General features: G+C 66.7%; 15 protein-coding genes. 6 read left to right on the top strand and 9 right to left on the bottom strand.

Translation table 11 applies throughout. The annotated features are described in order from the left end of the window. Positions 1–77: 77 nt before the first annotated feature. Positions 78–653, bottom strand: a complete 576-nt coding sequence (locus tag L2Y94_RS06185; protein WP_247373782.1) for a YggT family protein — start codon at positions 651–653, stop codon at positions 78–80. Further along, positions 650–1,474 (bottom strand): pyrroline-5-carboxylate reductase, encoded by an 825-nt coding sequence (gene proC / locus L2Y94_RS06190; protein WP_247373784.1) that lies wholly within the window; start codon positions 1,472–1,474, stop codon positions 650–652. The genes L2Y94_RS06185 and proC overlap by 4 nt, the downstream gene beginning before the upstream one ends. A 118-nt stretch (positions 1,475–1,592) precedes the next feature. Between proC and L2Y94_RS06195 the strand changes: the two genes are divergently transcribed. Then, positions 1,593–2,630, top strand: a complete 1,038-nt coding sequence (locus tag L2Y94_RS06195) for a type IV pilus twitching motility protein PilT (RefSeq protein ID WP_247373786.1) — start codon at positions 1,593–1,595, stop codon at positions 2,628–2,630. A 125-nt stretch (positions 2,631–2,755) separates the two neighbouring features. Further along, positions 2,756–3,922 (top strand): PilT/PilU family type 4a pilus ATPase, encoded by a 1,167-nt coding sequence (locus L2Y94_RS06200; protein WP_247373787.1) that lies wholly within the window; start codon positions 2,756–2,758, stop codon positions 3,920–3,922. Positions 3,923–4,124: 202 nt separating this feature from the next. Here the strand turns inward: L2Y94_RS06200 and L2Y94_RS06205 are convergent, their stop codons facing one another. The 5 genes from L2Y94_RS06205 to L2Y94_RS06225 all read right to left on the bottom strand — a co-directional run bounded on the left by L2Y94_RS06205 (position 4,125) and on the right by L2Y94_RS06225 (position 8,515). Next, complete coding sequence (locus L2Y94_RS06205; protein ID WP_247373789.1) at positions 4,125–4,490, bottom strand: BON domain-containing protein; 366 nt, start codon at positions 4,488–4,490, stop codon at positions 4,125–4,127. A gap of 225 nt (positions 4,491–4,715) precedes the next feature. Next, positions 4,716–6,464 carry a hypothetical protein gene (locus L2Y94_RS06210; protein ID WP_247373790.1) on the bottom strand — a complete coding sequence of 583 codons (1,749 nt, stop codon included), beginning with the start codon at positions 6,462–6,464 and terminating at the stop codon, positions 4,716–4,718. Positions 6,465–6,566: 102 nt separating this feature from the next. Next, complete coding sequence (locus tag L2Y94_RS06215) at positions 6,567–7,493, bottom strand: aspartate carbamoyltransferase catalytic subunit (RefSeq protein ID WP_247373792.1); 927 nt, start codon at positions 7,491–7,493, stop codon at positions 6,567–6,569. 34 nt (positions 7,494–7,527) lie between these two features. Continuing rightward, positions 7,528–7,944, bottom strand: a complete 417-nt coding sequence (gene ruvX / locus L2Y94_RS06220; RefSeq protein ID WP_247373794.1) for a Holliday junction resolvase RuvX — start codon at positions 7,942–7,944, stop codon at positions 7,528–7,530. A 4-nt stretch (positions 7,945–7,948) separates the two neighbouring features. Next, positions 7,949–8,515, bottom strand: a complete 567-nt coding sequence (locus L2Y94_RS06225) for a YqgE/AlgH family protein (protein WP_144911290.1) — start codon at positions 8,513–8,515, stop codon at positions 7,949–7,951. A 90-nt stretch (positions 8,516–8,605) separates the two neighbouring features. Here L2Y94_RS06225 and L2Y94_RS06230 point away from each other — a divergent pair, with 90 nt between their 5' ends. Next, positions 8,606–8,935: a hypothetical protein gene (locus L2Y94_RS06230; protein WP_247373796.1), complete on the top strand. Its 330-nt coding sequence runs from the start codon at positions 8,606–8,608 to the stop codon at positions 8,933–8,935. Positions 8,936–9,058: 123 nt separating this feature from the next. Here L2Y94_RS06230 and L2Y94_RS06235 read toward each other — a convergent pair whose 3' ends face one another. Both L2Y94_RS06235 and gshB read right to left on the bottom strand, forming a co-directional pair. Then, on the bottom strand, positions 9,059–9,919 hold the full coding sequence (locus L2Y94_RS06235) for an energy transducer TonB (RefSeq protein ID WP_247373798.1): 861 nt from the start codon (positions 9,917–9,919) through the stop codon (positions 9,059–9,061). Then, a complete protein-coding gene (gene gshB / locus L2Y94_RS06240) occupies positions 9,916–10,857 on the bottom strand; it encodes a glutathione synthase (RefSeq protein ID WP_247373800.1) in 942 nt (313 codons plus the stop codon). The genes L2Y94_RS06235 and gshB overlap by 4 nt, the downstream gene beginning before the upstream one ends. A gap of 276 nt (positions 10,858–11,133) precedes the next feature. Here gshB and pilG point away from each other — a divergent pair, with 276 nt between their 5' ends. Genes pilG through L2Y94_RS06255 form a run of 3 tightly spaced genes read left to right on the top strand, consistent with a single transcriptional unit; the run spans position 11,134 to position 12,456 of the window. Beyond that, the gene (pilG, locus tag L2Y94_RS06245; RefSeq protein WP_144911580.1) at positions 11,134–11,490 is read left to right on the top strand and encodes a twitching motility response regulator PilG; all 357 of its coding nucleotides are present in this window, start codon (positions 11,134–11,136) and stop codon (positions 11,488–11,490) included. Positions 11,491–11,528: 38 nt separating this feature from the next. Further along, positions 11,529–11,903: a response regulator gene (locus L2Y94_RS06250; RefSeq protein ID WP_144911281.1), complete on the top strand. Its 375-nt coding sequence runs from the start codon at positions 11,529–11,531 to the stop codon at positions 11,901–11,903. A gap of 7 nt (positions 11,904–11,910) precedes the next feature. After that, positions 11,911–12,456 (top strand): chemotaxis protein CheW, encoded by a 546-nt coding sequence (locus L2Y94_RS06255; RefSeq protein WP_247373801.1) that lies wholly within the window; start codon positions 11,911–11,913, stop codon positions 12,454–12,456. The last annotated feature ends 16 nt before the right edge of the window (positions 12,457–12,472 follow it).

Genomic DNA, 12,472 nt, shown 5'->3' on the forward strand with positions numbered 1-12,472 from the left:
CGGTAGCTGGTCTTCGGTAGCCTTGCTACCGAAGGGGTGGGAGCCGATCGTATCGGCGAAAGCCGGCGGCAGCCGGCTCACCCTCCCAGGAACATCCGCAGACCGAGGTCCTGAAGCGGACGTGCCACCAGGATGCGCGCCAGGAACAACCCCAGCAGCACCACGGTCGGCGAGAAATCCAGCCCGCCCAGGTTCATCCGTCCGCGCAGCGGCCGTACCAGCGGCTCGGCCAGGCTGGAGATCAGGCGTGCGACGGGGTGGTAGCGGTCGGTGGCGAACATGCTCATCAACGACCAGGCGAACACCAGCACGATCCATGTGAGCAGGAAGAAGTCGAGCGTGTCGGCGATGCCGACGATCACCAGGCCTACCGGCGAGGGCATCACCCCGGCCAGCGCGGCGCGCACCAGCCACTTGAGGCATTCCAGCACCACCACGATGAGCAGCGCGCCGGTGTTCACCCGGCGTACCGTCGGCAGCACCTTGCGCAGCGGGCGCAGCACCGGGTTGGTGAAGCGGTAGAGGAACTGGCAGATCGGGTTGTGGAAGTCCGCGCGGAAGGCCTCGGCGAGCAGGCGCAGCACGAACAGGGTGACGAGGGCGCCGAAGACGACCCCGAGGATCAGGTCGAGCGCGTTGGTCAGGTAATTCACGAGTGCGATTCCATCTGTTCGGAAAGTTCGGCGCCACGGCGGCGCGCCGCGTCGACGGCGCGCGCCACGATGGCGGGGAAGTGGTCGGCCTGGAAGCTTTCCAGCGCGGCCTGGGTGGTGCCGTTGGGTGAGGTCACGCGCTGGCGCAGCGTGGCGGCGGTCTCGCCGCTCTCCACGAGCATGCGCCCGGCACCCATGGCGGTCTGCGCGGCCAGGGCGCGAGCCGTCTCACGCGACATGCCCTGGGCGAAAGCGGCATTCTCCAGGGCTTCGGCCATCAGGAAGAAATAGGCCGGCCCCGAGCCGGACACCGCCGTGACGATGTCGATCTGGTCTTCGTCGGGCACCCACACGGTGAGGCCGGCGGCATCGAGCACGTGCTGGGCTTCGGCACGCTGCGGCGCGCTGACCCGGGCGTTGGCGTAGAGCCCGGTGGCGCCCGCGCCGAACATGGCCGGGGTATTGGGCATGCACCGCACCACCGGCAGGGCGGCGTCGAACCAGCGCTCGATCTGGGCGATGCGGATGCCCGCCGCGATGGAGATGACCATGGGCCGGTATTTCTGCACCGCCGGGCGCAGGCCCTGGCAGACCTTGGCCAGCATCTGCGGCTTGACGGCCAGCACGAGGATGCCCGCGCCCTCGGCGGCGTCGAGGTTTTCGGTGTAGGTGGCCACCCCGTACTCACGGGAGAGCTCCTGGAGGGCTTCGGCGCGGGGTTCGGCCACGGCGATGCCGCCCGGCTGGGCGCCGTGGCGGATCATCCCGGCGATGAGGGCCGTGGCCATGTTGCCGCCGCCGATGAAGGCGATCCGATTCATGTGGGTTTTCCGCTCCGTTCGCGACGCTTTTCACAGACCCCCGAAGCATATATGGCTTGCGCCTTGCCGCCGACCCCCGGGCATGCTTACCTATGGCCCTTACGAACAGGGGACACCGATGGACATCGCCGAACTCCTTGCCTTCTCCGTGAAGAACAAGGCCTCCGACCTGCACCTTTCCGCGGGTCTTCCGCCGATGATCCGCGTGGACGGCGACGTGCGCCGCATCAACATCCCCGCGCTGGAGCACAAGCAGGTCCATGCGCTGATCTACGACATCATGTCGGACAAGCAGCGTCGCGACTACGAGGAGTTCCTCGAGGTCGACTTCTCCTTCGAGATCCCCGGCCTGGCCCGCTTCCGCGTCAACGCCTTCAACCACAACCGCGGCGCGGGCGGCGTGTTCCGTACCATTCCGTCCGAGGTGCTCACCCTGGAAGACCTGGGCGCCCCGCGCATCTTCCGCGAACTGATCGAGCAGCCGCAGGGCCTGATCCTGGTCACGGGACCCACCGGTTCGGGCAAGTCGACCACGCTGGCGGCGATGGTCGACCACATCAACAAGAACGAATACGGTCACATGCTGACCGTGGAAGACCCCATCGAATTCGTGCATACCTCGCAGAAGTGCCTGGTGAACCAGCGCGAGGTGCATCGCGACACCCATGGCTTCAACGAGGCGCTGCGTTCGGCGTTGCGCGAAGATCCCGACTACATCCTCGTGGGCGAGTTGCGCGACCTGGAAACCATCCGCCTGGCGCTCACCGCCGCGGAAACCGGCCACCTGGTGTTCGGCACGCTGCACACCTCGTCGGCGGCCAAGACCATCGACCGCATCATCGACGTGTTCCCCGCGGGCGAGAAGCCCATGGTCCGCTCCATGCTCTCCGAGTCGTTGCGCGCGGTGATCTCGCAGTCGCTTTTGAAGAAGGTGGGCGGCGGGCGCATCGCGGCGCACGAGATCATGGTGGGCATCCCGGCCATTCGTAACCTCATCCGCGAAGACAAGGTGGCGCAGATGTACTCGGCCATCCAGACCGGCCAGCAGTACGGCATGCAGACGCTCGACCAGAACCTGCTCGACCTGGTCAAGCGTGGCCTCATCACGCGCCAGGAAGGCGCGATGTACGCCAAGAACAAGGAAGGTTTCCGGTAGTCGGCCCCGCGGGCCTGTGAGTCGCGGCCCATGGTCGCTGGGAACGGTAAGCAAAACGGCTCTTACTGACGGTTTACGCTTCACGAAGTCCCGGCGCCGCCGGGACTGGCTTACGGACACCCCCTATGAGCGAATTCGATTTCACTTCCTTCCTCAAGCTGATGGTGCACAAGCAGGCGTCGGACCTGTTCATCACCGCCGGCGTGGCGCCTTCGATGAAGGTGCAGGGCCGCATCGTGCCCATCACGCAGAGCCCGCTGTCCGCGCAGCAGTCGCGCGACATGGTGCTCAACGTGATGACGCCCGCGCAGCGCGAGGAGTTCGAGAAGACCCACGAATGCCAGTTCGCGATCAGCGCGTCGGGCATCGGCCGTTTCCGCGTATCGTGTTTCTACCAGCGCAATTGCGTGGGCATGGTGCTGCGCCGGATCGAGTCGAAGATCCCCACCGTGGACGAGCTGAGCCTGCCTCCCATCGTCAAGCAGCTGGCGATGACCAAGCGCGGCATCATCATCTTCGTCGGTGGCACGGGCACCGGTAAGTCGACCTCGCTGGCCGCGATGATCGGCTACCGCAACCAGAACTCCACCGGTCACATCATCACGATCGAAGACCCGATCGAATACGTGCATCGCCACGAGGGCTGCATCATCACGCAGCGCGAGCTGGGCATCGATACCGACAGCTGGGAAAACGCGCTGAAGAACACGCTGCGCCAGGCACCCGACGTGATCATGATCGGCGAGGTGCGCACGCGCGAGACGATGGAACACGCCATCAACTTCTCCGAAACGGGCCATCTCTGCCTGTGCACGCTGCACGCGAACAACGCCAACCAGGCGCTGGACCGCATCCTGCACTTCTTCCCGGAAGACCGCCGCCAGCAGCTGTTCATGGACCTGTCGCTGAACCTGAAGGGCATCGTGGCCCAGCAGCTGATTCCCACGCCCGACGGCAAGGCGCGTCGCGTGGCGGTGGAAGTGCTGCTCGGCACGCCGCTGGCGCAGGACTATATCCGCCAGGGTGAGGTGCACAAGCTGAAGGAACTGATGCGCGACTCCAACCAGCTCGGCATGCGTACGTTCGACCAGAGCCTCGTTGAGCTCTTTCACGCGGGCGAGATCTCCTACGAGGATGCCCTGCGCCACGCCGACAGCACCAACGAGGTGCGCCTGCGCATCAAGCTCGCCCAGGGCGGCGATGCGCACACCTTGTCGCAGGGGTTGGAAGGGGTGGAAATCGAGAAGGCGGACGACCGCAACGGGTTCAACGGCGGCGTGTTGCGGCGTTGATGACGGTGTGGGGCGAAAGACGCTGGGCCCCTGCCTGCGCAGGGGCGACGTGAGGATAATCCGGAAAGCGTGCGGCCCCTTGGGCAATGATCAACGACACGTCGCCCCTGCGAAGGCAGGGGCCCAGCGTCTTTCCCCCGGCTATCGCGATACAAAAAAAGAGGGCGCCCGAAGGCGCCCCCAAGATCCGTGCCGTGACGGATTACTTAGCGGCGGCAGATACCGTCAGGCCGCTTGCATCGACGCTCTTCACGCCCTTGATCTTCTTGGCGATCATCTCGGCGTGGCTCTTCTCCTTCGCCGTGGCGACGGTACCCGTCAGGGTGACGACGCCTTCGGTGGTGCTCACCGAGATGTCGGTGGCCTTCACGCTCTTGTTCGCGGCGAACTCGGACTTCACCTTCGTGGTGATCCAGGTGTCGTCGACCTTGCCGGCGACCGTCTGGTTGTCGCCCTTCGACGAAGCTGCGGCGGAGTCCTGGGCATACACCTGCGCAAACGGCGCCGTGCCGAGACCGGCAACGAGGGCGGCAGCGAACAGGGCCTTACGGAGGTTGGCATGGTTCATGGGTGAACTCCTTGGTTTACACGAAATGGTCTGGCGAATGGCGCCACGAGGCTCGGGGCTGCCGGATCGCGGTGCTATGGAAACAACGCATCCGTGAACGGTTCGTGCGCAAGAAACCGGAACGTTCAGCTTCGCGCTTTGCATGCCGAGGACGCTTTCTTGACGAAAAAAAGGGGCGCTCCGAAGGAGCGCCCCTGATCGTTTGGAGCGAGGGAAGAGCAGCGGTTACCTGTATTCGACCGAACCGCTGAACACGAGGCCCTTCTCGTCGACGTGCGCTTCGCCGCCTACCTGCACCACGCGCGAGGCTTGCTGCTTCATGGCGTCGAACTGCAGCTTCGAGCGTTCGGCGGCCGCCGCGTTCGCGGCCTGGTCGGCCGGCGCGTCGTCGGCGCCGGCGGCTTCGGCCATGCCCGCCGCGTAGGTTTGCGCTTTCTCGGCCATCACGTCGACCCAGGAGCGGTACATGTCGCCGCTCAGGTGCAGGCGAACCATGCGACCGGCGTCGCCCAGGGCGCCCATCAGCGCGCCATCGAGCTTGTTGTCCTCGCCGTCGCCCAGGCCGATGGCGATGGCCTGGCCGTTCATGGCGGCGAACGTGGGCATGCCGAGGGTGGCGCTGATGTTCGGCGGCAGCGGCACGGGCTTGCCGTCGCTGGGCACCTTCAGTTCGCCGCCGGTGAGGGCGCCGGCCATGGCCAGCAGGCCCGACGGGTTGCGCGTGGCGATCACCACGCGACCGGTCATCGCGGGCAACTGCGCGGCGCTGGCGGCCGGCTTGAACGAGTCGAGCATGATGCGCACGCCGCGGATGTCGCCGAACGGCGGAATGGCCGCCTGCTGCATCGTCGAGCCGAGCTTGGCGAAGCTGTCGTTCATGCCGGTGAAGGCCGGGCACTCGAACGGCTTGGCGGCCACGGCTTCGGACTGCGTGGTGAAGAACGTGCGCAGCTGTTCCACCGGCAGCGCGAGACTCAGGTCGAACGGCTCCTTGGCTTCGCCGCCCAGGCCGGGCAGCTCGACCTTGAGGCCCGAGAAGGCCTTGGTGATGTCGTCGGCGAGCGCCACGTCGATGCGCTGGTCCTGGTGGTGCAGGTCGAGGCGGGTGTAGCCGAAACTGATCGACGGCACGCGTGCGGCGATACGGGTGGCCTCGGCCTGGCATGACGGCGGCAGCGGCGGGATCGGCTCGCCGGTCTTCTGCGACTGGTGCTTGAGAAAGGTCGCAAAAAGCGGGTCCTTGCCCGTGGCGACCAAGGGCAGCAGGCGGGTGAGGTCGACCTGGCCGACGGCGTAGTTCTTGTAGTCCTTTTCCTTGGCGAGATCGGCGAGGCGACCGTCGTCCTGGAGGCTCTTCTCGGGACGGTCGACGCCCAGCGCCTGTCGGATCGCCGGCTGCGCGGCATCGGCCGGCAGCAGGGCCGCCACGGCCTGCTTGCCGACGGTGGCGATCACGACCTGGATGCCCGAGTCGGACAGGGCGACGTGGCGATAGGCCTGGCCACCCGCATCCGCGGTCTCGAGCTTCTTGCCGTAGGCGGTCTCGAGGCGGCCGACGAAGGCCTCCCACTTGGCGGTGTCGGCCAGGGAAATACGTACGACCGGCGAAAGGCCGACGCCGTAGACGGCCGTGCCGCTCTTGACGTCGAGGCCCATGGCATCGACCGCGGCCTCGGCCTTCTTGCCGTCGAACTCGGCCGCGACGGCGCGCAGCAGGCGGGCGCCATCCGCGTTGCCCTTGGTGTCCAGGTCCTGTGCCAGCGACTTCATCTGGGCCACCTGGCCCGGAAGCTCGGCGTCGGCCTGGATCATCATGGCGTCGTAGACGCCGTCGTCGAGCTTGTCGAGGTTGGCGAATACGTAGGGCGTATCGGCCGGCACGAAAGCCAGCGGTGCATCCTTGTCCTTGTGGCCGCAGGCCGCCAGCAGCACGCTGGCGACGCCGAGTGCGAGAAGTCGCTTCGTCGGTCGCATCTTGTATCCCATTGTTCAGGTTGGTCCCTTGGAGGGGCCATTATGCCGGAACGTCGTCGGCGGAAAGCGCATCCCCGGATACGGATGCGCAAATTCCTGCCGTCAGCGGCCCATCACTTCGGCCAGCACGGCCATGCGCACGAACACGCCGTTGCCCACCTGCTCGAGAATGCGTGACTGCGCGCCGTCGGCCACCTCGGGGGCGATCTCGATGCCGCGGTTGATCGGGCCCGGATGCATCACCAGGCAACCCTTGGCGGCGCGGGCCAGGCGCTTCGTGTCGAGGCCGTAGCGCTCGAAGTAGGCGGCTTCGTCGGGGAGATCGGTGGCAGCCATGCGCTCTTTCTGAAGGCGCAGCATGATCACGGCGTCGACACCTTCGATGGCCCGGTCGAAATCGTCGTGGTAGGTGACGCCCTTGAGTTCGCCCTCGGCGGGAAGGAGCGGGGCCGGGCCGACGATGCGGATGTCCTTGGCGCCGAGCGCATTCAGCACGTGCACGTCGGAACGGGCCACCCGCGAGTGGCGCACGTCGCCGCAGATGGCGACCTTGAGCTTGCGGAAGTCCGCGTGGTGGTTGCGGATGGTGAGCGCGTCGAGCAGGCCTTGCGTGGGGTGCGCGCGATTGCCGTCGCCGGCGTTCACCACCGACACGCCGCTCATGGCGTGCTTGACCAGTTCTTCCGGCGTTCCCGACACCTTGTGGCGCACCACGATGGTGTCCAGATGCATGGCTTCGAGCGTGTGCAGGGTGTCGAAGAGTTCTTCGCCCTTGGCGGTCGACGACAGGCCGATGTCGAAATTGATCACGTCGGCGCCGAGCCGGCGCGCGGCCAGCTCGAACGACGTGCGCGTGCGGGTGGACGGCTCGAAGAACAGGTTGAGCACCGTGCGGCCGGCGAGCAGGTCGAGCTTTCGCGTACCGTGCGCGGTGGCTTCGCGCATGCTTTCGGCGCGATCGAGCAGGCGTTCGATGGTGTCGCGCGGCAGGTTCTCGAGGGTGGTCAGATGGCGCAGGCGGTGTGACATGACGTCCTCAAGCGATGGATGGAAAACGTGGGGCTCACGAGACGAGATACGACTCGAGAATGACGGCGGCGGCTTCGGCGTCGATGGATTGGGCGTCGGAGCGCTTGCGCGTCCCGGCGGCGCGTCCCGCCGCGAAACGGCGGGCGGCTTCCTGGGAGGTCATGCGTTCGTCGCAGAACGCCACAGGCAAGCCGTAACGCTCGCCCAGCCGTTCGGCGAAGCGGCGCGCGGTGCGCGACATGGGTTGTTCCTTGCCGTCGTCGTCGAGCGGCAAGCCGACCACGAGGGTCTCGGGCAACCATTCGCGGCGGAGCGTATCGAGCGCTTGCCAGTCGGGTTCGCCGTCGCGCACGCCCAGCGTGGCGAGTGCCCTCGCCGTGCCGGTCAGGCGGTTGCCGACGGCGACGCCGACGATTTTCGTGCCGACATCGAAACCGAACAGGCAGCTCATCGGGTCAGGCGTGCCCGGCGTAGCCGGTGAGTTGGGACGGATCGCGTACGCCCGCCGTACGCGCGGCGGCGCCCCAGCGTTCGTCGAGCGGGGTGTCGAAGACGATGCGTTCGTCGGCCTGGGTGGTGAGCCAGGCGTTGTCCATCACTTCCTGTTCGAGCTGCCCGGCGTCCCAGCCGGAATAGCCGAGCGTGACCACGGCGCGGCGGGGACCGTCGCCGCGCGCCATCGCGACGAGGATGTCGCGCGACGTGGTCACGGACCAGTCTTCGTTGACCCGGTAGCTCGAGTCCCAGTTGCCGTGTTCGCGATGCAGCACGAAGCCTCGCTCCTGCTGGACCGGTCCACCGATGAGCACGGGGTAGTCGGCGATCTCGGGGTCTTCGCAATGCAGCTTCATCTGGGCGAGGACGTCGCCCAGGCGGTATTCGGAGATCTGGTTGATGAGCAAGCCGACCGCGCCGTCGTCACCGTGCTGGCACAGGAACGCGACGCCGCGCGCGAACGGCGGTTCGGCCAGGGAGGGCATCGCGATGAGGAATTGCCCTGCGAAGGTATTGGGGTTGCTCATGGGTCGATTGTAGCCGTTACGCGCGTGACGTGCGCCGGGGTTCAGGCATGCCGGGCTACCGTGTGCGCCCCGTCACAAGGAGGCCGATTCATGGGAAAGACGATGTTTGCAAAAGGTTTTCTTGGCGTCGCCGTCGTGTTCATGGCCGGCGGGGCGGCCGCGTCGACGCCGGCTGCCTGGAAGGCCTATGACAAGAAGGTGGTCGACGCCTGCGTGGCGGCGAGCGGCCTGAAGGGGGCCGCGCCGGTGGGCGGCCCCATCCAGTACGACGATCGGGTACCGGTCACGGCCCTGGTGCTGGCGGGGCGATACCCGCAGAAGCACATGAAGAACGCGCCGGGGCGGGAATTGTGCGTATGGGACCGGAAGGCGGAGAAGGCGTACGTCAGCGAGGCGGACCAGTTGCTGCCCTCTCGGTAAGCCGGACGGGCTCGCGCTGTCGGGTTCGCCGATGCGATCGGCTCCCACCCTCCGGTAGGCACATGGCGGAAATCTTGCTACCGAAGGGGTGGGAGCCGATCGTATCGGCGAACCCAGCGTGTCTCAGTAGTTGCGCAGCACGTTACCGGGCAGGAACTGCCACGTACGCGTGATGTACAGCTCGTCGACCCGGTTCTTGTCCGCCGGCAGGGCGGGGAAGGGCGCCGAGAGGCGCACGATGCGCACGGCGGCGTCGTCGAGCAGCTTCTGGCCCGAACTCTTGATCACGTCGATGCTGTGGATCGAGCCGTCGCGGTTCAGTCCCACGGTGAGTACCAGCTCGCCATGGACCCCGTTACGGCGCGCTTCGTCGGGGTAATTGAGGTTGCCCACGCGCTGCACGCGATCCACCCAGCCCTTCATGTAGGCGGCATAGGCGTATTCGCGGGTGTTGGACGAGATGAACTTCTTCTTCGGCCGCTTGGCGTAGGCCTCGGACTGGTCGCGCACCTCCGCGGCCAGCTTCGCCATTTCCAGTTTGCGGCGCACGTCCTCGTCGGACTCCGGCAACGGCTGCGGAGGCTGTTCGCTGCGCTCCGTCCGCGTGTCCACGGCGAACGATGCCCGGCCCGTGGTGGTCACCAGCTGGGTCGGCGCGCTCTCGTGCGGCGCGGGCGCCTGCGCTTCCTTCGGCTCCGGGGCCAACCCGGCGTTGGGCGTGGGCAGCGGGCCGGATACCGGCTCGGCCGGACGCATGGCCTTGTCGTGCTCGCCGCCGCCGCTGTTGCTGGCCTGGGCGAGGAAGTCGGCCTTGTCGGGTTGTTCGGCGTTGGCCACGTCCACGAGTGTGACGTCCAGCGTGGGCACGCTGGGTCTGGGCTTTTCCGTCTCGAAGGTGATGCCGAGGATGACGATACCGTGCAGCAGCAGCGAGAACAGCAATGTGGCGCCGAACAGGTCGGCGCCGGTGGCGCGTGTGGTCATCGGGCCTCGATCGCGTCGAACAGCAGCCCGGGGATGTTAATGCCGAATTGCTTCTCCAGTTCGCGGATGCCGGTCGGAGATGTGACGTTGATCTCGGTCAGGTAGTCGCCGATGACGTCCAGGCCCACGAAGCGCAGGCCGCGCTTGCGCAGTTCCGGCGCTACCTGGGCGGCGATCCAGCGGTCGCGCTCGGAGAGCTCCTGGCCCTCGCCCCGGCCGCCGGCGGCCAGGTTGCCGCGGAATTCGTCGCCCTGCGGGATGCGGGCCAGGGCATAGGGTACCGGCTCGCCGTCGATCAACAGGATGCGCTTGTCGCCCTTGACGATCTCGGGGATGTACTTCTGCGCGATGGCGAACTGGCTGTTGCCGTCGAGCAGGGTCTCGAGCATGGAGTTGAGGTTGGCGTCGCCCGCCTTCACCCGGAAGATCCCGCGGCCGCCCATGCCGTCCAGCGGCTTGAGCACCACCTCGTCGTGTTCGGCGACGAATTTCCTGAGTTCGTCGCGGTCGCGGGCGACCAGGGTGGGCGGGATGCACTGCGGAAACTGCAGGGCGAACAGCTTCTCGTTGCAGTCGCGCAGGCTGCGCGGGTCGTTCACGACATTGCAGCCGGCCTTCTGGGCCGCTTCCAGCACCATGGTGTCGTACACGAACTGGGAGTCGACGGGCGGATCCTTGCGTTGCAGCACCACGTCCACGTCGCTCAGCGGGCGCCAGGCGGCCTCGCCCAGGGTAAACCAGCCGGACGGGTCGTCCTTCACCCAGAGGGGGCGCAGGCGGGCCCAGGCCTCGCCGCCGCGCAGGGCCAGGTCGCCCTGCTCCATGTAGAGCAGCGAGTGGCCGCGGCGCTGGGCTTCCAGCAGCATGGCGAAGGTGGAGTCCTTGGCGATCTTGATGGCGCGGATGGGGTCCATCAGGACGGCGACGGATAGCGACATGGCGGGTGGGTCCGGTTCGTGGAGGCAGGCAGTTTAGATGGGGCGTCACCTTTTAAGAACAATTCTCCTTGACGCCACCCGTACCAACCTTTAAACAGCGGAGCATAAGGGTGGCCCACGAGCGGCCCGCCGGTCCCCGGGGCCGGACTTTCGACCTGGCGCACGGAATGACCGGCGGTAACCGGTTATCCTGCGGCGGATTTGCGGTTTTTTGCGTGGCACGGGGGCGTAGTGAACGACAACGCACGCGGTACCGACCTGGCCGGACTCAAGGTCATGGTCATCGACGATTCGAAAACCATCCGACGCACGGCGGAGACCCTGCTGAAGAAGGAAGGCTGCGACGTCCTCACCGCCGTGGACGGGTTCGAGGCGCTGGCGAAAATCTCCGACCAGAAGCCCAACATCATCTTCGTGGACATCATGATGCCGCGCCTGGACGGCTACCAGACCTGCGCGCTGATCAAGAACAACGCGCAGTTCCGCGGTACGCCGGTGATCATGCTCTCGTCGAAGGACGGCCTGTTCGACAAGGCGCGCGGCCGCATCGTCGGTGCCGAGCAATACCTCACCAAGCCGTTTACCCGCGACGAACTCCTCGGCGCGATCCAGCGTTTCGCGACGGCCCACTGATTACTTACGCAACCGACCAAAGACGTCCAGGGGGACGTGTGGCAAATATCCTCATCATCGACGACTCGCCCACCGACGTTCGCGTGTTCACCACGCTGCTGGAGAAGGCGGGCTTTTCCGTTTCCAGCGTCGACAACGCCGAGGCCGGCATCGAGCGCATCCGCGCGGGCAAGCCCGACCTCGTGATCATGGACGTGATCATGCCGGGCATGAACGGCTTCCAGGCCACGCGCACGCTGAGCCGCGATCCGGCCACCGCCGACGTGCCGGTGGTGATGATCACCACCAAATCGATGGAAACCGACCGCGTTTGGGGCCTGCGCCAGGGGGCCAAGGCCTTCATCACCAAGCCGGTGAACGAGAAAGAACTGCTTTCGACCATCAACGGTCTGCTGTCGCAACGGACGCACTGAGGCTTCCATGAGCGAGAACGCGGCACTTACCCCCTTCGAGCTGCTCGCCCACTACGAGCGGGCGTGCGTGGCCCATTCGGCCGGCGCGCCCGAGCGCGTGGAATCGGAGGGGCTGTGGCGCGGCATCGGTTTCCGCGTCGGGCGCCGCGCGTTCGTCAGCGGCATCGACGAAATCAACGAACTGCTCGCGGTGCCGCCGCTGACCCACGTCCCGGGCGTGCAGCCCTGGCTGATGGGCGTGGCCAACGTGCGCGGCAACCTCGTGCCGGCCATCGACCTGGGCCGTTTCCTGTTCGACGAGCGCACGCCGTCGTCGGAGCGCACGCGCCTGCTGCTGGTGCGCCAGCACGGCGGCACGGTGGGCCTGCTGGTCGACGAGGTGTTCGGCCAGCGCACGATGGACGACGCCCGGCGCGGGGAGGGCGAGGACGAGTCCGATCCGAGGCTGTCGCGTTTCGTCACCGGGAACATCCAGCTCGGCGAGCAGTCGTTCGGGCTATTCAGCATGAGCCGTCTGGTTCGTGCGCCGGATTTCCGGCAGGCGGCGCTCTAGGGCGCCTCGGTAGGGG

The organism is Luteibacter aegosomatis, assembly GCF_023078455.1.
GTDB lineage: Bacteria > Pseudomonadota > Gammaproteobacteria > Xanthomonadales > Rhodanobacteraceae > Luteibacter > Luteibacter aegosomatis.

Coding starts and splice junctions, on each gene's coding strand:
- gshB (WP_247373800.1), bottom strand. CDS start 10,857: ATGTCGCTATCCGTCGCCGTCCTGATGGACCCCATCCGCGCCATCAAG.
- L2Y94_RS06200 (WP_247373787.1), top strand. CDS start 2,756: ATGAGCGAATTCGATTTCACTTCCTTCCTCAAGCTGATGGTGCACAAG.
- L2Y94_RS06230 (WP_247373796.1), top strand. CDS start 8,606: ATGGGAAAGACGATGTTTGCAAAAGGTTTTCTTGGCGTCGCCGTCGTG.
- L2Y94_RS06225 (WP_144911290.1), bottom strand. CDS start 8,515: ATGAGCAACCCCAATACCTTCGCAGGGCAATTCCTCATCGCGATGCCC.
- L2Y94_RS06210 (WP_247373790.1), bottom strand. CDS start 6,464: ATGCGACCGACGAAGCGACTTCTCGCACTCGGCGTCGCCAGCGTGCTG.
- pilG (WP_144911580.1), top strand. CDS start 11,134: ATGGTCATCGACGATTCGAAAACCATCCGACGCACGGCGGAGACCCTG.
- proC (WP_247373784.1), bottom strand. CDS start 1,474: ATGAATCGGATCGCCTTCATCGGCGGCGGCAACATGGCCACGGCCCTC.
- L2Y94_RS06235 (WP_247373798.1), bottom strand. CDS start 9,919: ATGACCACACGCGCCACCGGCGCCGACCTGTTCGGCGCCACATTGCTG.
- ruvX (WP_247373794.1), bottom strand. CDS start 7,944: ATGAGCTGCCTGTTCGGTTTCGATGTCGGCACGAAAATCGTCGGCGTC.
- L2Y94_RS06195 (WP_247373786.1), top strand. CDS start 1,593: ATGGACATCGCCGAACTCCTTGCCTTCTCCGTGAAGAACAAGGCCTCC.
- L2Y94_RS06255 (WP_247373801.1), top strand. CDS start 11,911: ATGAGCGAGAACGCGGCACTTACCCCCTTCGAGCTGCTCGCCCACTAC.
- L2Y94_RS06215 (WP_247373792.1), bottom strand. CDS start 7,493: ATGTCACACCGCCTGCGCCATCTGACCACCCTCGAGAACCTGCCGCGC.
- L2Y94_RS06205 (WP_247373789.1), bottom strand. CDS start 4,490: ATGAACCATGCCAACCTCCGTAAGGCCCTGTTCGCTGCCGCCCTCGTT.